The organism is [Clostridium] ultunense DSM 10521 (genome assembly GCF_000511955.1).
GTDB classification, from domain to species: domain Bacteria; phylum Bacillota; class Clostridia; order Tissierellales; family Tepidimicrobiaceae; genus Schnuerera; species Schnuerera ultunensis.
On the sequence record NZ_AZSU01000002.1, the window covers coordinates 203,444 to 221,430 of the forward strand.

Sequence of the window (17,987 nt, forward strand, 5' to 3'; positions counted from 1 at the left end):
TTTAATGGAGATAAAAATTTTGGAGGGAAAATGCAAAGAATTAAGAGGAACTGTTTTAAAGATGATAAATAAAGCTAGCTCTGGTCATCCTGGAGGTTCCTTATCCATGATGGAGATTATTATAGCCTTATACTATCAAAAGATGAGGATTAATCCCGAAAACCCCTATGACAACTCAAGGGATAGATTTGTATTATCCAAAGGACATGCTGCTCCAGCTCTCTATGCAGTTCTTGCCGATAAAGGATATTTTTCAAAAGACATATTAGATACCTTTAGGGCTTTTAACAGTCCTCTTCAAGGACACCCTGATAAAAAGAAACTTAAAGGAGTTGATGCATCTACTGGGTCCCTTGGACAAGGAGTTTCAATTGCAACAGGCATGGCTCTAGGGGCAAAGATATTAAATAACGATGTTAAAGTATATACGGTTCTTGGAGACGGAGAGCTACAAGAAGGACAAGTGTGGGAGGCAGCTATGGCTGCAGCACATTATAAGTTAGATAACTTAACAGTAATAATAGACAATAATCGTTTACAAATAGATGGTTCAACAGAAGAAGTAATGGATGTAGGGAATATAGCATCTAAATACAAAGCTTTTGGGTTTGAAGTAATTGAAGTAGAAGATGGAAACGATATAAGGGAAATATTAGAGGCGCTAGATGTAGAAGTGAAAGGAAAACCAAAATGCATTATAGCCCATACCATAAAGGGTAAAGGAGTATCTTTTATGGAAAACCAAGTTGGCTGGCACGGAAAAGCTTTAAATGATGAGGAATTAAAAATGGCTTTGGATGAATTAGGATGGGAGGGTTAGTATGTCTAAACTAGTAGCTACTAGGGTAGCTTTTGGAGAAGCTTTGGCTAAATTAGGCGAAGTTAATGACAAAGTTGTTGCATTGAACGCTGATTTATCTGGTGCTACCATGACGAATATCTTTGAAAAGAAATTTCCAGGCAGGTTTTTTAATGCAGGAATTGCTGAAGCAAATATGACAGGAATGGCAGTAGGGTTGTCAGAAATGGGATTCATACCATTTGTTAGCACTTTTGCAATTTTCGGAACGGGTAGAGCCTATGAACAGGTAAGAAACTCAATAGGGTATCCTCATTCCAATGTAAAACTAGCTATGTCCCACTCTGGCATAAACTTAGGTGAAGATGGAGGAAGCCATCAAGCTATAGAAGATATTGCCCTTATGAGAGTAATCCCAGGCATGACAATCATATGTCCAAGTGATTTCATCGAAACTTATAAGGCGGTATTTGCAGCAGCATCCTTTGATGGACCCGTTTATATAAGGTTAGCAAGAATGCCTTCACCAGTACTAAAAGATATGCCTTTTGAAATAGGAAAAGGGAATGTTTTAAAAGATGGTGATGATCTGGTGATCTTTACCTGTGGTTTAATGGTTCATAAAGCTTTGAATGTAGCTGAAAGATTAAAAGAAGATAATATTAGCGTAGCAGTGGTTAATCTTCATACTATTAAGCCTATAGACAAGAATATAATTAAAAAATATGCCAATAACTGTAAAGCAATAGTTACCCTTGAAGAACATTCAGTAATAGGTGGGCTAGGAGATGCAGTAGCAGAAGTATTAATAAAATATGGATCTCATCCAATTAAAAAACTTGGAATACAGGATAAATTCGGTCAATCTGGAAAACCAGAAGAATTATTCAGGCATTATAGATTAGATGAAGATAGCATATTAGAAGATATTAAAGGTTTTATAAATTCAAAATGTGATAGAAAGGAGTAAAAATGAATAACTTAAAATTTAAAGAAAATGGAGATATGGATTTTGTAGCCATAGGTAGAGCAGCAGTGGATTTAAACCCAAATGAAATAAATATGCCTATGGAAGAATCAACAACTTTTACTAAGTATTTAGGAGGTTCACCAGCAAATATTACAGTTGCTTTAGCAGCTTTAGGGATGAAGACTGGTTTCATAGGGCGGGTAGCAGATGATCCCTTAGGTAGATTTGTCACAAACTATCTGAAAAGTAGAAATATAGATACTTCTAATGTGGTAGTAGATAAATCAGGAGCAAAAACTGGACTAGCATTTTTAGAGGTGAAATCACCAGGAGACTGTAGTATAACTATGTATCGAGATAATGCAGTGGACTTAAAAGTAGAAGTTAATGACATAAATGAAGAATATATTAAAAATTCAAAAGTATTACTAATATCTGGAACAGCTTTAGCAGCTAGCCCCTCAAGAGAAGCCGTATTTGCTTGTTTAGAATTTGCAAGAAAGCATAATACCATGGTGTTTTTCGATATAGATTATAGGCCCTACACATGGAAATCAATAGAGGAGACTTCCATATATTATAATTTAGCAGCAGAAAAATGTGATGTAATAATCGGTACAAGGGAAGAGTTCGATATGATGGAGATGCTAACTAATCCAGAAAATAAAGATGATTACGTTACGGCTAAAAAATGGTTTGATTATAATGCAAAGATAGTAGTAATAAAACATGGAAAAGAAGGCTCCATTGCCTATACAAAAGAAGGAGAAGCAATAACCGGTGCAGTATTTCCAGTAATTCCGGTAAAGACATTTGGTGCAGGAGATTCCTATGCAGGAGCATTTATCTATGGGCTTATGCATGGACTTAGTATAGAAGAATCTATGGAATTAGGAGCAGCTTCTGCAGCAATAGTAGTATCAAGCCATAGCTGTTCAGATGCTATGCCTACAATAGATGAAATCAAGAGCTTTATTAAAAATTATGGTAAATAAAAAAAGAGGTGTTTCTATGTTAGTAAATATGAAGGAGATTTTAAAAGACGCCGTTAAGAATAATAGATCAGTGGCAGCCTTCAACGTATTTGGATACGAAGATGCTAAGGCGGTAATAGAAGCAGCAGAAGAATGCAACGCTCCAGTTATACTTATGACTAATAAAGATGCGAGAGAGTTTATGGATGTTGAATATTATGCAAAACTATTTGGAGCAATGGCTAAAAATGCTACAGTTCCTGTATGCATCCATTTAGATCATGCCAAGGATTACTATTTAATAGCTAGGGCTATAAAGGCAGGATATACCTCTGTAATGTATGATGGTTCTCAATTACCATTAGAGGAAAACATAAAGAATACGAAAGAAGTAGTTAAATTAGCTAATGCCTGTGACATTTCCGTAGAAGCAGAAATAGGCTCAGTAGCATATAGTGATAAAAATTTAGATGTAAAAAGTATATATACTGAACCGAATGAGGCAGAATACTTCGCCAAGGAAACTAAAGTCCATGCATTGGCAGTGGCTATTGGAACCATACATCGTATGCAAGTTCAAGAAGCTAAAATACAGTATGATAGATTAGAAAAAATTACAAAACTAATAGATACTCCTATAGTCATCCATGGTTCTACAGGGGTAAAAGATGAAGACTTACAGAAGCTTACGAAATACAGAGTAGGCAAAGTAAATATTGGTACAGCCCTTAGAATGGCTTTTGCAAACACTTTACGAAAAGAAATGGAAAACAATCCAGAAGTATTTGACAGAATAAAACTGTTCAAAAGACCTATGGAAGAAGTAAAAAAAGCTGCAATTAACAAGGTCAAGCTACTTGGTTGGTAAGTTATACAAGATTAAACTACTTGGTTGGTAGTTATACAAGGTTAAAGTATTAGGAGGAATAAGTTATGTTCGCAAGATTTGAAAGTATTGGTTTTGGCTACAATAGCTTAGCTGAAATGGATGGGAAACATAGCAATATGTTAATGGATGTGGGAATTTATAAATTGAAAAAGGGAGAACAGATAGATTTAGAAGATAATAATAAGGAAACAGCCATTTTACTTTTAGATGGCAAAGTTACTATGGAGTGGCTAAATAATAAAGAAACTATGAAGAGAAAATCTCTATTCGATGAAGAACCTTGGTGCTTACATGTACCAAGACAAATAAAAGTAAAAATTAAGGGAGAAACTGAATCAGAGATTTTAATACAAAAAACTGACAACGATAAGGATTTTCAATCAAAATTATATACTCCAAAGGATTGTGGAACTGAAATCTTTGGAGATGGTGTATGGGGAAATACATCTAGAAGAATGGTAAGAACTATATTTGATTATAACAATGCTCCATATTCAAATTTAGTAATGGGTGAGGTTATAAACACTCCCGGAAAATGGTCTAGCTATATACCACATCACCACCCACAACCAGAAATATATTTCTACCGATTTACAAAACCTCAAGGTTTTGGAGCTTGTTTCATAGGAGACGATGTATTTAAAGTAACTCATAATAGTATGGCAGCAATACCAGGTGGATTATCTCATCCACAGGTAACAGCCCCCGGTTATGGAATGTATTACTGTTGGATGATTAGGCATTTGGATGGAGATCCTTGGACGGATAGGATTGATGAAGAAGAACATAAATGGTTATTAGATCCTGATGTAAAGATTTGGCCAGAAAAATAAGACAATAATAAATTAGGGAGTTGATATAAATGGCAACATTAGAAGAACAAAAATATGTAAATGGATTAATTGAAAGGGCAAGAAAGGCTCAAAAGATTGCTGAAAGTTACGATCAAGAGAGAGTAGATCATTTGGTAACAGCCATTGTATGGAATATAGTTAAACCGGGAACTATTGAAGAGATATCAAAACTAGCTGTAGAAGAAACAGAACTTGGAAATTATGATTCCAAGTATACAAAACTAATGACAAAACTTAAAGGTGCCTTAAGAGATATGAAGGGCAAAAAAAGCATGGGCATAATTGAAAGAGATGAAGAAAAAGGATTAATGAAAATAGCTAAACCAGTTGGAGTAATAGGGGCAGTAATTCCAACCACTAACCCTGAAGCAACTCCAGTACTTAAAGCTATAATGGCAATAAAAACTAGAAATGCTGTAGTAATGTCACCTCATCCAAGAGCAAAAAAGACAAATACTATGATAGTCAATATAATGAGAGAAGTACTAAAAAGATATAATGTACCAGAAGATTTGATAATAGGAATAGAAGATCCAACATTAGGAATAACACAAGAATTGATGAGACAATCAGACTTAGTATTAGCAACAGGTGGAGGCGGAATGGTTAAAGCAGCCTACTCATCAGGAACCCCAGCCTATGGAGTGGGAGTAGGAAACGCAGTAGTTGTAGTAGATGAAACTGCAGATATAAAAGACGCAGCCAACAAGATAATGAGAAGTAAAACCTTTGATTTTGCAACAAGCTGTTCAGCAGAAAACTCATTAGTAATTCAAGAAGATATATACGATGAGTTAGTCAAAGCATTAGAAGATGAAGGTGGATATCTATTAGACAGTGAAGAAAAAGAAAAATTACAGTCCAAAATGTGGATAGATGGAGTATTAAATAGAGAAATAGTAGCTCAGCCTGTAGAAAAAATAGCAAAAGTAGGTGGAATCGAGTTACCAAAAGATAAGAAATTTATAATGGTAGAGGAAACAAAAGTAGGACCTGAATATCCATTCTCAGGAGAGAAACTTTCTATGGTAGTAACCCTATTTAAATATAAAGGATTTGAAGACGCCATAAATAAAGTAAACGAAATTACAGAGTACCAAGGGAAAGGACATTCCTGTGGAATTCACTCAACCAATGAAGACCATATAGTAGACTTCGCACTAAAAACTTATACAAGTCGTGTAATGGTAAGACAACCCCAATGCTTAGCTAATAGTGGAGCTTGGACCAATGGAATGCCAATGACCTTAAGCCTTGGCTGTGGAGTATGGGGAGGAAATATCTCAAATGAAAATATAACTTGGAAACATCTACTAAATACTACTTGGGTATCTTATCCAATAGCAAATACTCAACCTACTGATGAAGAACTATTTGGTGATATAATGAAGGAATAACTTAGATTGTATTTAGTGTTTTAGGTAATTTTCTAAATTAAAAAAAAGATTGAAAAAACCCCCTAATATTAATAAAATATAATAGAAGGGGGTTTTTTTATGGATGACAGACCAATTGGAGTATTTGACTCAGGAATTGGTGGTTTAACAGTATTGAAAGAAATAATGGAACAATTGCCAGGAGAAGATATAGTATATTTTGGAGATACAGCTAGAATTCCCTATGGAACCCGTTCAAAGGAAACGGTAATAAAATATTTTTTCCAATCCGTAAGATTTTTACTTACAAAAGAAATAAAGGCTATAGTAGTGGCTTGTAACACGGCTTCCGCCTTAGCTATGGAAGAAGCCCAAAAGGTTTTCGATATCCCCATATTAGGAGTTATTGAACCGGGAGCTAAAGCTGCCGTTTCCGCTACTAAGAATTCGGTAATTGGAGTAATAGGTACAGAAGGGACTATTAACAGTCAATCCTATCAAAGGAAAATAAGAAAGATGTTACCTTCAGCAGAAATTATAGGTATACCCTGCCCCTTATTTGTTCCCATAGTGGAAGAAGGATGGGAAAATACAGATGTGGCATTTATTACAGCAAAAAAATACCTGCTAGAATTAAAAGAACATAATATAGATTCTTTAGTTCTTGGTTGCACCCATTATCCAGCCCTTCGTTATACCATTAACAAGGTATTAGGAGATAAGGTGACCATGGTCAATCCAGCCTATGAAACGGCTAAGGCCGGTAAGATAATGCTAAAGGAGAAAAAACTATTATCCAATAGATTAGATGGAGGAAAATGTGATTATTACGTAAGTGATGATCCTGAAAAGTTTAAAAGAATTGGAGGCAATATACTGAGAAGGGAAATTGCTTCAGTTCAGAAGGTAAATATTGAAAATCTATAGGCACATTTAGTGCCTATAATTTGGCTTCGTATGCCTAAAATTCAGCAGGAAGGGGATTCTCATGAAAGACCTATTTTTTAGAGAAAATATTTTGGAAATATTAGACCATATAGAGGAAGGTATCCATATTATAGACAAAAACGGCAAAATAGTTTATTATAACCTATTTGCTCAAAAGATAGATGGCATAGATAGGGACAAGGCAGTAGGACGCCATCTGCTGGAAGTATATCCATCCTTAAGCTATGAAACCTCTACCCTTTTGACGGTAATAAAAACTGGGAAACCCATACTTAAAAAAGAGCAGACCTTTATAAACTATAAGGGAGAGAAGATAACTACTATCAACTCTTCCATACCTATAAAGACCAATGGAAAAATATTAGGAGCTTTAGAAATATCCAAAGATATAACCCAAGTAAGAAGGATGTCTGAAAAGATCGTAGACCTTCAGAGTAAACTATATAGCAATTCTAAAGGGAATAACAAAAAAGAAGAAACTGCCAAATATACCTTTCTAGATATTATAGGTCAAAATAAAAATATGCTAAAGCTTAAACAGATAGCTTTAAAGGCAGCTGACAGCTATGCACCAGTCCTAATATATGGGGATACAGGTACGGGAAAAGAATTGTTTGTCCATGCTATACACAATGCAAGTAAAAGGAGAAATAAACCATTTATTACCCAAAACTGTGCTGCTTTACCCGCCAATCTATTAGAAGGGATCCTCTTTGGAACGGTAAAGGGAGGATTTACTGGGGCGGAGGATAGACAAGGGTTATTCGAACTAGCCCATGAAGGCACATTATTCCTAGATGAGATAAATTCCATGCCTTTAGAATTACAATCTAAACTATTGCGAGTTTTACAAGATGGCAGTTTTAGGCCCGTAGGTGAAACTAGAAGTATCAATGTAGATGTAAGGATAATTACCGCCACCAATATACCTCCAGAAGAAGCGGTAAAACAGAAATTATTGAGAAAAGATCTATATTATAGGCTAAACGTAATAGGCTTAAATATCCCTCCATTAAAAGAAAGAAGAGATGATATTCCCATATTGACTCAACATTTTATAGATAAAATGAATAAAAAATTAGGTAAATCGGTAAAAGGAGTATCCAAAGAGGTAATGGAAATATTCATGTCCAATCCTTGGGAAGGAAATGTAAGGGAATTGGAAAATCTAATAGAGGGCATTATAAGCATATACGATATAGAGATTATAGATGTAGAATATTTGCCGACAAAATTCAAAAAGAGTAGACAACGAGAAGAAAGCTTATCCTTAAAAGACACCTTAGAGGAAATAGAAAAAGAATTAATAGAAGAAGCCTTAGAAGAAGCAGAATACAATATTAGCTATACTGCGGAATTACTCAACATTCCTCGACAGACTCTCCAATACAAAATATCCAAATATAATCTAAAATAATAATAATAAGCTCCCTTATCGGTGCCAGGCAACCTTAATTTCTGCCATAACAAAGTGGCGGCATAGGTTGGGAGTGTCTGGAGAGCTACCGATAAGAGAACCTTTTTGCCCAATATTCGGCACAAACCTTTCAAACCTAATTAATCCTCATCATATAACCTTCAAATTTACCCATTCTAATCATTGTGAAAATTGGCACAAATTTTGCATTATATAATAGATGGCGATAAAATTTTAAGGAGGGATTGTATGAAAAAAGGATGTCCATATGGTACCCATAGGGTTATTGAACCAAAAGGAGTGCTACCACAACCTGCATTAAAAATTGATAATGATATGGCAATTTATGACAACGAAATATTAATTGATGTACAAACTTTAAACGTAGATTCAGCTAGTTTTACTCAAATAAAGGAACAAGCAAAGGGAGATACTGAAGAGATAAAAAAGATTATGAAAGGCATAGTAGCTGAAAGAGGCAAACATCAAAATCCAGTTACTGGCTCTGGTGGTATGTTAATAGGCACTATAGAAAAGATTGGTCCTGCATTAGAAGGAAAGACTGATTTAAAGGTAGGAGATAAAATTGCCACTTTAGTATCTTTATCATTAACTCCACTTAGAATAGATGAATTCTTAGAAATAAGGCCTGAAGTCGATCAAGTAGATATTAAGGGAAAGGCCATATTATTTGAATCTGGAATATATGCAGTATTGCCTGACGATCTACCAGAAAACTTAGCATTATCCGTACTAGATGTAGCAGGGGCACCAGCTCAAACAGCTAAATTGGTAAAACCAGGGGACACAGTAGTAGTGATAGGTGGAACAGGAAAATCTGGAATGCTCTGCTTATATGAAGCCAAGAAAAGAGCTGGAGTAACAGGAAAGGTAATATGTATAGGTTCTAGAGATAAAACCATAGAAAGAGTTAAAAATGCCAACTTAGCCGATGTCTACATAAAGGCAAACGCTACTAATGCGGTAGAATTGATGGAAAAGGTTAGTGAAGTAACTAATGGGGAAATGGCAGATATAGTCATAAACTCAGTAAACATTCCAAACACAGAAATGTCCAGTATATTGCTGGCAAAAGACGGAGGTATTGTATATTTCTTTAGTATGGCAACCAGCTTTACAAAAGCTGCCCTAGGAGCAGAAGGAGTAGGAAAAGACATAACCATGATAATAGGAAACGGCTATACCAAAGACCACGCAGCCATATCCTTAGAACTGATGAGAGAGTCTAAAGAGTTAAGAAGGATCTTCGAAGAGTTATACGCTTAGTCCATTGATAAAAAGAGGGAGGTTTTATTGTGAGATCTTTTAAAGATATTGAATTATGGAAAGATGTTACTGAAGAGGAATGGCATGATTGGCAGTGGCAGGTTAGAAATAGGATTACCGATGTGGAAACTTTGAAGAAGATAATCAATATTACTGAAAAAGAAGAGAAGGAAATAGGGGAAGTATTGAATAAGTTTAGAATGGGTATTACACCATATTATGCTTCTTTAATGGACCCAAAGGACCCTGATTGTCCTATCCGAAAACAAGCAGTACCTACCATAATGGAAACTCACGAAAGTATAGCAGATATGGAAGACCCATTGGCAGAAGACGAAGATTCTCCAGTACCAGGCATTACTCATAGGTATCCAGATAGAGTATTGTTCCTAATAACAGACCAATGTTCTATGTACTGTAGACATTGTACTAGAAGGAGATTTGCAGGACAAAAGGATTCCGGAGCACCAAAAGATAGAATAGACAAAGGTATAGAATATATTAGAAACACTCCTCAAGTAAGAGACGTTCTATTATCCGGTGGAGATGCATTATTGGTATCTGACGAAAGGTTAGAATATATTATAAAGGAATTAAGGGCAATTCCCCATGTAGAAATAATTAGAATAGGTACTAGAGCCCCTGTAGTTATGCCTATGAGAATTACCGATAATTTAGTCAATATGCTTAAAAAATATCATCCAATCTGGTTAAATACCCATTTCAATCATCCAAAGGAGGTCACAGAAACTTCAATAGAAGCAGCCAATAAAATGGCAGATGCAGGTATTCCACTAGGAAATCAATCGGTACTATTGAGGGGAGTCAATGATTGTCCTAATATAATGAAGGAATTAGTCCATAAATTGGTTATGATGAGAATTAGACCATATTATATCTACCAATGTGACCTATCTATGGGAATAGAACATTTTAGAACTAAGGTATCTAAGGGTATAGAGATAATAGAAGCTTTAAGGGGCCATACTTCAGGCTTTGCAGTTCCAACCTTTGTACTAGATGCACCAGGTGGCGGTGGAAAGACTCCAATCATGCCTCAATACGTTATAAGTCAGTCCCCAACCAAAGTAGTATTAAGAAACTATGAAGGTGTTATTACCACCTATACAGAACCCCAAATGGTAGAAGAACCATGTAATTGCCCCGTATGCAAAGGAGAAAGAGAAGGCCATATAACTGGCGTAGCAGAACTACTCCAAGGCCCAGAAGTAAAATCTATGGCACCAAGTAATTTAGAGAGAAAACAGCGTAACAATTGAGGATTGATAATTGCCAATTAAATAAAGGAGTGGATCAATTGCTGTTAAAACATATCTACAACAAATACAAAATAATATCCATAGTCGGCATGGCTAAAAATAGCGGTAAAACCGTAGCATTAAACCATTTAATTCACGAGGCTATAGATGAAGATATAAAATTAGGCATTGTTTCCACTGGAAGGGATGGAGAATCCTTAGATTTAGTTACAGAAACGGAAAAGCCTAAAATATTTGCAGAAGAAGGAACCATAATCGCTACCACAACCGAATTATTATCCTTAGGCGATGCTACTGTAGAAATAATGAATATAACCGAATATAGGACCCCCTTAGGAGAAATACTCATAGGTAGAGTGAAGGACAGCGGATACATTCAAATATCAGGACCTCAGACTACGGCTGAAATAAAAGAAGTGGCAAGTTTAATGTTAAAATTAGGAGCGGAAATGGTCATTATAGATGGAGCCATAGATCGAAGATCTTCCGCTGCCCCCTCTATAACTGATGCCACCATATTATCTACTGGAGCCGTATTAAGTAGGGACATGAACAAGGTTATAGAAGAAACTATCCATATAGTTAACCTTTTCAATCTGCCACAAATTGAAGATTCTAAGGAAAGGGAAATTCTGAAAGAGGTTTTAAATAAGGGAGACATTGCTATAATAGATAAGGATTCAAAGACCCATCCCATTGGGATAAAAACAGCATTAAATTGTGGACATATTATTGGGGATCATATAGAGGATAATTCAAAATATATATTGATCCCCGGCTCTTTGGTAAAAAACACCATAGAGGATATTATTAGATCCACCAATAAGTATAAGAAGGTAGACATAGTAGTAGCCGATGGAACTAAGATATTTATTCCACCAAAGGATTGGCTAAGATTTATGAGATATGGTGTAAGGGTAAAGGTAGTAAATCCAATAAATCTGGTGGCAATTACATTGAACCCTTATGCACCACAAGGATATTATTTTGAAGCCAGAGAACTATTAGACAAAACGAAATACTATATAAAGGATATTCCTGTGGTAGATCTAGTACTAGGGGGTGAATAAATGGAGTTTATGGATGGATTCACAGAGGAATCTTTAGACTTTCAATATATTTTAAATAGGATAAATATAAAAACCCCTTATGGTAAAATCTACAAAGATAGGATGAGACCCTTTTTAATAGGCGAAGAAGAAAAATTAATAGAGGAATTAGAAAAGATAGAAACCTATACTAACTATGCTAAGGATCAAAATTTTATGAGAGAGTTAAACAATATATTCCATGGCATAAAGGATCTAAGAAATTCTATAAATAGAGCTAGAGAAGGAGGAATTCTTTCAGAAGTGGAATTGTTTGAAATAAAGAACTTCCTCTTTTTAATTAGAGCTTTAAAGGAATTCCTGACTACGAATCAGACACCTTTATGGGGAGATATGGTAATAGAGCCAATAGAAAGTTTAGAAAAACTATTAGACCCAGAATCTACGGGTATTTCCACCTTCTATATATATGATGCCTATTCGGAAGAATTAAAATCCATTAGAGAAGAAAAGAGAGAAGGGGAAAGGGCAATAAAAAGGGAGAAAAAGAATTTAAAGGAAAAGATTCAAAAGGAATTGGATATAAAATTGAATCCAGACGGTTCTATAATCATTCCAAAGGATAGAGTAGAACTAATTGAAAAACTGGAGGATTATCCCCATTTAAACTATATATCGGAAACCTATATGAATATTAAATATTCTCTAAAACCAACGGATACAATAAACCTATTGGAAAGAAAGGTTTTAATTCTTAAAGATAAAGAAGAAAAAGAAGAAATGGAGATAAGGAAATATCTTTCTAAGGAAATAGGCAAAAAGAGCAAAGCCCTTTATAAAAACATATCCAGCATTGGAAAGATAGATTTTATTCTGGGAAAGGCTAGTTTTGGGGTAGAAATAGATGGAGTTAAACCAAGAATTATTAAAGACCATTCCATAGCTTTAGTAGAAGGAAGACATCCTAAGGTAGAAGAATCCTTAAAGGAAATAGGTTTAAAATATACTCCCATAACCTTAGAACTTAAGGAAGGAGTTACCTGTATTACAGGAGCCAATATGGGTGGGAAAACCGTCAGCCTAAAATTAGTAGGTCTATTGACTGCCATGGCCCAATATGGCCTATTGGTACCAGCTAAGGAGATGATATTAGGGCTAAACAATTTTATCAAAGCTTCCATAGGAGACCTCCAATCTACGGACAAGGGATTGAGTACCTTTGGAGGGGAAATCAAATTGATCCAAGAGGCTATAGAAATGGCAGAGAATAAAGGATTGATTTTAATAGATGAATTAGCTAGTGGCACCAACCCAGAAGAAGGCTATGCCATATCAAAAGCAGTAGTAGAATATCTATTGGACAAAGACTCCATAACATTACTTACTACCCATTATGATAATATTGGAAGTATGGATAGAGTAGTCCATTTACAAGTAATAGGCCTATCCCATATGGAATTAGAAGAATTAAAAAAAGAATTAGAAAATATTCAACTTGAGAAGATAGATTTAATAAACAGGCTTATGGACTATCGCCTAAGAACCGTAGATAAAACAAAACCAGTCCCCAAAGACGCCCTAAATATAGCTAGAATAATGGGCTTAGATCAACGGATAATCCATAGAGCGGAAAAAAGTTTAGAAGACTAACTTTAACAATATACAATTTTGGGGTCCAGATTTCGAGAAAATTGTGAATTGTGCATTGAAAGAAAGGGTGTGATGTATTTGAGTAAATTAAATCTTGATCAAAAATTAATCCACAGTTCTAGAAATGCAGCTAAGGTAATAGCTGACGATGTGCAAAAATTTATAGATGAACATACTACCACTTCCACAGAAAGAACTATTGCCAGACTATTGGGAGTAGATGGCGTAGATGAAATAGACAAACCTCTACCAAATGTACTTATTGACAATATTAAAGAAGGTGGTGGTTTAGAAAGGGGAATAGCCTATTGGTTAGGTAATGCTGTAGTTCAGACAGGAGACCAACCTCAAGAAATAGCAGAAAAAATAGCTAGGGGAGAATTGGACATTACTCGATTACCCGCAGCTAATGAGGAAAAAATTCAAGGAACCGTATTTGAAATGGCAGAGGAAAGGGTAGAGAAGATCAAGACCAATAGAAATAAAAGGGAAGAATTAATAAACACCTTAGGAGAAGGGAAAAAACCCTATCTATATGTAATAGTTGCTACAGGAAATATATATGAAGATATAGAACAAGCTAAATCAGCAGCTCGTCAAGGAGCTGACGTAATAGCAGTAATTAGAACTACAGGTCAAAGTCTATTAGACTATGTACCCTATGGTCCTACTACTGAAGGATTCGGAGGAACCTATGCTACTCAAGAAAACTTTAAATTGATGAGAAAAGCCTTAGACGAAGTAGGAGAAGAAGTAGGTAGATATATTAGACTTTGTAATTATTGTTCTGGTCTATGTATGCCAGAAATAGCAGCTATGGGGGCCTTGGAAAGATTGGATATGATGTTAAATGACGCCCTATATGGAATACTGTTTAGGGATATAAATATGCAAAGGACCTTGATAGATCAATATTTCTCTAGGGTAATTAATGGATATGCAGGTATAATAATAAATACGGGAGAAGATAACTACCTTACAACAGACGACGCAGTAGAAGCAGCCCATACCGTATTGGCCTCCCAATTTATAAACGAACAATTTGCATTAAAAGCAGGAATTCCAGAAGAACAAATGGGTTTAGGTCATGCCTTTGAAATGGATCCTGATTTAGAAAATGGATTTTTATACGAATTAGCCCAGGCTCAAATGGCAAGAGAAATATTCCCAAATGCACCATTAAAATATATGCCCCCTACTAAATATATGACTGGAAATATTTTTAAAGGTCATATACAAGACGCCTTATTCAACCTAGTATCCATAATGACCAACCAAGGAATCCAGCTACTGGGAATGTTAACGGAAGCCATCCACACCCCTCATCTACAGGATAGATACCTATCCATTGAGAACGCCCAATATATTTTCAACAATGTGAAGGATTTAGGCAATGAGATTAGCTTTAAAGATGGTGGTATTATTCAAACTAGAGCCCATAAAGTTCTAACGGATGCTGAGGAATTATTAAATGAAATAGCCAATAATGGATTATTCTCAACTATAGAACAAGGAAAATTTGGAGGAGTAAAAAGATCTAGAACCGGTGGCAAAGGTTTAGATGGAGTAGCTAAAAAGGATTCAGGATACTTTAATCCATTTATTCAACTAATGGTTGGAGGTGGAAAGTAATGGTAGATTTGACAAGGGTTAAACCCTATGGAGATACACTAAACGATGGAATGGTTCAATTAAGTTTTACCTTACCAGTACCCTATGGCGATGAAGCCAACGAGGCAGCCCGCCAATTGGCTAAGAAGATGGGCTTAGAAGAGCCTTCCGTAGTTTATTCTAAGGATTTAGTAGGATATACCTATTTTATATTATATGGGAAGTCCGTCCATACAGTAGATTATACTAAAATAGAAGTTCCAAAAGTAGATTTAGATGTAATGAGTAAAGAAGAAGTAGAAGAATTTATAAAGGATAATATAAAAAGGGATATAGTGGTAGTAGGAGCTTGTACTGGCACCGATGCCCATACCGTAGGAATAGATGCCATTATGAATATGAAAGGCTATGCAGGCCATTTTGGATTAGAAAGGTATGAAGGTATTCAGGCCTATAACCTAGGCAGCCAAGTACCCAACGAAGAATTAGTAGCCAAAGCCATAGAGTTAGATGCTGATGCTATTTTGGTATCCCAAGTAGTAACCCAAAAAGATGTTCATATACCAAATTTAACCCAATTAGTAGAATTATTGGAAGCAGAGGGAATAAGGGATAAGGTAGTTCTAACCTGTGGTGGCCCAAGGATCTCCCACGAACTGGCAAAAGAACTGGGATATGATGCAGGCTTTGGAACAGGAACTTTTGCCGAAGACGTAGCTAGCTTTATAGTGACGGAGATGGTAAAAAGGAATATGGTGTAAAGAATAAATAGCAATCCAATATTGGGTTGCTATTTATATTCAACAATTTAATAATTTAACACTATATTGTTTCACCAATTTAATGCAATAAATTACAAAATTTGAATTTATTTGACAATTATGATTAAAAAAATTATAATTAAAATATACAAAATTAAATCATATACAAAATTAAATCAAAACAAGAAAGGAGAGTTATCAAAGTGGAAAAACAGTTACAAGAATTCAAGCCCTATATTCCAGCGGATAAGGTAATGCCGGAGTTTACACCCACAGCAATTATAATTGGTATTATTATGGCTATAGTATTTGGTGCCGCTAACGCCTACATTGGCCTTAGGGTTGGTATGACAATCAGTGCTTCCATACCAGCAGCGGTAATCTCTATGGGTATCATCCGTGGAATTATGAAAAGGGAATCTATTTTGGAAAACAATATGGTACAAACCATAGGTTCAGCTGGTGAATCCTTAGCAGCAGGAGCAATCTTTACTATGCCAGCCTTATTCATATGGTCTCAGGAACTTGGCATGGCAGAGCCTAGTTTAATAAGGATAGTAATTATAGCTTTAGCAGGAGGTATATTAGGCGCCTTGTTAATGCTTCCCCTAAGGAAAGCGTTAATCGTAAACGAACATGGAGTTCTTCCTTATCCTGAGGGAACTGCTTGTGCTGAAGTATTAATAGCAGGAGAAACAGGCGGGGCAAAAGCTGAAACTGTATTCAAAGGTCTTGGTATTGGATCAGTATTTAAATTTATTACCGATGGAATTAAATTATTCCCTTCAGAAATTGAATGGGCTTTACCAGGATATAAAGGGGCAGCCATAGGTATGGACACTCTACCAGCTCTATTAGGGGTAGGCTTTATAGTAGGCCCACAAATATCTGCCTATATGTTATCAGGAGCTGTATTAGGTTGGTTAGTCCTTATACCTCTTATAACCCATTTAGGACAGTATATACCAGATATAATCTATCCAGCTGCAGTACCTTTAAGTGAATTGGACTACTGGGGCATATGGGGTAATTATATTAGATATATTGGAGCAGGAGCCGTAGCCTTTGGAGGAATATTAAGTTTGGTTAAATCCTTACCATTAATATTTAGGACCTTCAAAGAAGCTTTAGGAGGCTTAAAGAGCACAGCAGGCTCTACTTCAACCCTTAGAACAGATGAAGATATGTCCATCAAAGGGGCTTTAATAGGAGTAGTAGCTATAGTAATATTTATAGGAGCTACAGATTTCATACCTGTAGGGATTCCAGGCGCATTGATAATCGCTATATTCGGTTTCTTCTTTGCAACAGTATCAGCAAGACTTGTAGGTCTAGTAGGTAGTAGTAATAACCCAGTATCAGGAATGACCATAGCAACTCTATTAATTACCTCCATCATATTCAAAGCCATAGGCTTCGATGGGGAAGAAGGTATGATAGGAGCCTTAGCTGTAGGTTCAGTAATCTGTATCATAGCAGCTATGGCAGGAGATATGTCCCAAGACTTAAAGACTGGTTTCTTAGTTGGAGCTACTCCAAGGAAACAACAATATGGAGAATTAATAGGAGCAATAGCTTCCGGTCTAGTAATTGGGTTAGTATTATTACTATTAAATAAAGCTTGGGGCTTTGGCTCACAAGAACTGCCAGCACCACAAGCTACATTGATGAAATTGGTTATTGAAGGAGTAATGGGTGGTAATCTTCCTTGGGCATTAGTATTTACAGGTGTAGGTATAGGTATAGTCGTTGAACTACTAGGTATTCAAATCCTACCCTTTGCAGTAGGACTATATCTACCAATCCACTTAAGTACTCCAATTATGGTTGGTGGAATTATTAGAGGAATACTTGAAAAGAGAAAAGAAGAAGAAGGCATCCTTAAAGAAAAAATCGAAGGAGGAGTATTATTCTCTTCCGGTCTTATAGCAGGAGAAGGCCTAATAGGAATACTATTAGCAATATTGGCTATAATACCAGCAGGAGGAGCAACCGTTGCAGATAAAATTGCCTTTGGCAACAATGTTCTAGGTCAATGGGGATCCTTGGCGTTCTTTGCAGGACTGGCATACCTATTGATAAAGAAATCCTTCTTTGCTAAAGTAGAAGAATAATAGGGGAG

The 17,987-nt window shown here is 35.8% G+C and carries 15 protein-coding genes; all 15 read left to right on the top strand.

Annotated elements, in window-relative coordinates:
• Positions 1-4 precede the first annotated feature (4 nt).
• The 15 genes from CUL_RS0103870 to CUL_RS0103940 all read left to right on the top strand — a co-directional run bounded on the left by CUL_RS0103870 (position 5) and on the right by CUL_RS0103940 (position 17,979).
• A complete protein-coding gene (locus CUL_RS0103870) occupies positions 5-820 on the top strand; it encodes a transketolase (RefSeq protein ID WP_025640546.1) in 816 nt (271 codons plus the stop codon).
• A gap of 1 nt (position 821) precedes the next feature.
• A complete protein-coding gene (locus CUL_RS0103875; RefSeq protein WP_025640547.1) occupies positions 822-1,769 on the top strand; it encodes a transketolase family protein in 948 nt (315 codons plus the stop codon).
• A 2-nt stretch (positions 1,770-1,771) separates the two neighbouring features.
• Positions 1,772-2,764 carry a 5-dehydro-2-deoxygluconokinase gene (gene iolC, locus CUL_RS0103880; RefSeq protein ID WP_025640548.1) on the top strand — a complete coding sequence of 331 codons (993 nt, stop codon included), beginning with the start codon at positions 1,772-1,774 and terminating at the stop codon, positions 2,762-2,764.
• Between the two features lie 16 nt (positions 2,765-2,780).
• The gene (locus tag CUL_RS0103885; RefSeq protein WP_025640549.1) at positions 2,781-3,611 is read left to right on the top strand and encodes a class II fructose-bisphosphate aldolase; all 831 of its coding nucleotides are present in this window, start codon (positions 2,781-2,783) and stop codon (positions 3,609-3,611) included.
• A 65-nt stretch (positions 3,612-3,676) separates the two neighbouring features.
• On the top strand, positions 3,677-4,465 hold the full coding sequence (locus tag CUL_RS0103890; protein WP_025640550.1) for a 5-deoxy-glucuronate isomerase: 789 nt from the start codon (positions 3,677-3,679) through the stop codon (positions 4,463-4,465).
• A gap of 29 nt (positions 4,466-4,494) precedes the next feature.
• Positions 4,495-5,883 (top strand): aldehyde dehydrogenase family protein, encoded by a 1,389-nt coding sequence (locus tag CUL_RS0103895; protein ID WP_025640551.1) that lies wholly within the window; start codon positions 4,495-4,497, stop codon positions 5,881-5,883.
• Between the two features lie 99 nt (positions 5,884-5,982).
• Positions 5,983-6,789, top strand: coding sequence for a glutamate racemase (murI, locus tag CUL_RS0103900; RefSeq protein WP_025640552.1), 807 nt, complete (start codon positions 5,983-5,985; stop codon positions 6,787-6,789).
• A gap of 61 nt (positions 6,790-6,850) precedes the next feature.
• The gene (locus tag CUL_RS0103905) at positions 6,851-8,227 is read left to right on the top strand and encodes a sigma-54 interaction domain-containing protein (protein ID WP_025640553.1); all 1,377 of its coding nucleotides are present in this window, start codon (positions 6,851-6,853) and stop codon (positions 8,225-8,227) included.
• A 249-nt stretch (positions 8,228-8,476) separates the two neighbouring features.
• The gene (kdd, locus tag CUL_RS0103910) at positions 8,477-9,514 is read left to right on the top strand and encodes an L-erythro-3,5-diaminohexanoate dehydrogenase (protein ID WP_005582275.1); all 1,038 of its coding nucleotides are present in this window, start codon (positions 8,477-8,479) and stop codon (positions 9,512-9,514) included.
• Positions 9,515-9,543: 29 nt separating this feature from the next.
• Positions 9,544-10,794: a lysine 2,3-aminomutase gene (gene kamA, locus CUL_RS0103915; RefSeq protein WP_005582276.1), complete on the top strand. Its 1,251-nt coding sequence runs from the start codon at positions 9,544-9,546 to the stop codon at positions 10,792-10,794.
• Positions 10,795-10,823: 29 nt separating this feature from the next.
• On the top strand, positions 10,824-11,864 hold the full coding sequence (gene kamB, locus CUL_RS0103920) for a lysine 5,6-aminomutase reactivase subunit KamB (protein WP_236616442.1): 1,041 nt from the start codon (positions 10,824-10,826) through the stop codon (positions 11,862-11,864).
• A complete protein-coding gene (kamC, locus tag CUL_RS0103925) occupies positions 11,865-13,493 on the top strand; it encodes a lysine 5,6-aminomutase reactivase ATPase KamC (RefSeq protein ID WP_025640555.1) in 1,629 nt (542 codons plus the stop codon). It begins immediately after the preceding gene.
• A 72-nt stretch (positions 13,494-13,565) separates the two neighbouring features.
• On the top strand, positions 13,566-15,125 hold the full coding sequence (kamD, locus tag CUL_RS0103930; RefSeq protein WP_005582279.1) for a lysine 5,6-aminomutase subunit alpha: 1,560 nt from the start codon (positions 13,566-13,568) through the stop codon (positions 15,123-15,125).
• Positions 15,125-15,865 (top strand): lysine 5,6-aminomutase subunit beta, encoded by a 741-nt coding sequence (gene kamE, locus CUL_RS0103935; protein ID WP_025640557.1) that lies wholly within the window; start codon positions 15,125-15,127, stop codon positions 15,863-15,865. Before kamD ends, kamE begins: the two co-directional genes overlap by 1 nt.
• A gap of 254 nt (positions 15,866-16,119) precedes the next feature.
• Positions 16,120-17,979 carry an OPT family oligopeptide transporter gene (locus CUL_RS0103940; RefSeq protein ID WP_269077318.1) on the top strand — a complete coding sequence of 620 codons (1,860 nt, stop codon included), beginning with the start codon at positions 16,120-16,122 and terminating at the stop codon, positions 17,977-17,979.
• Positions 17,980-17,987 lie beyond the last annotated feature (8 nt).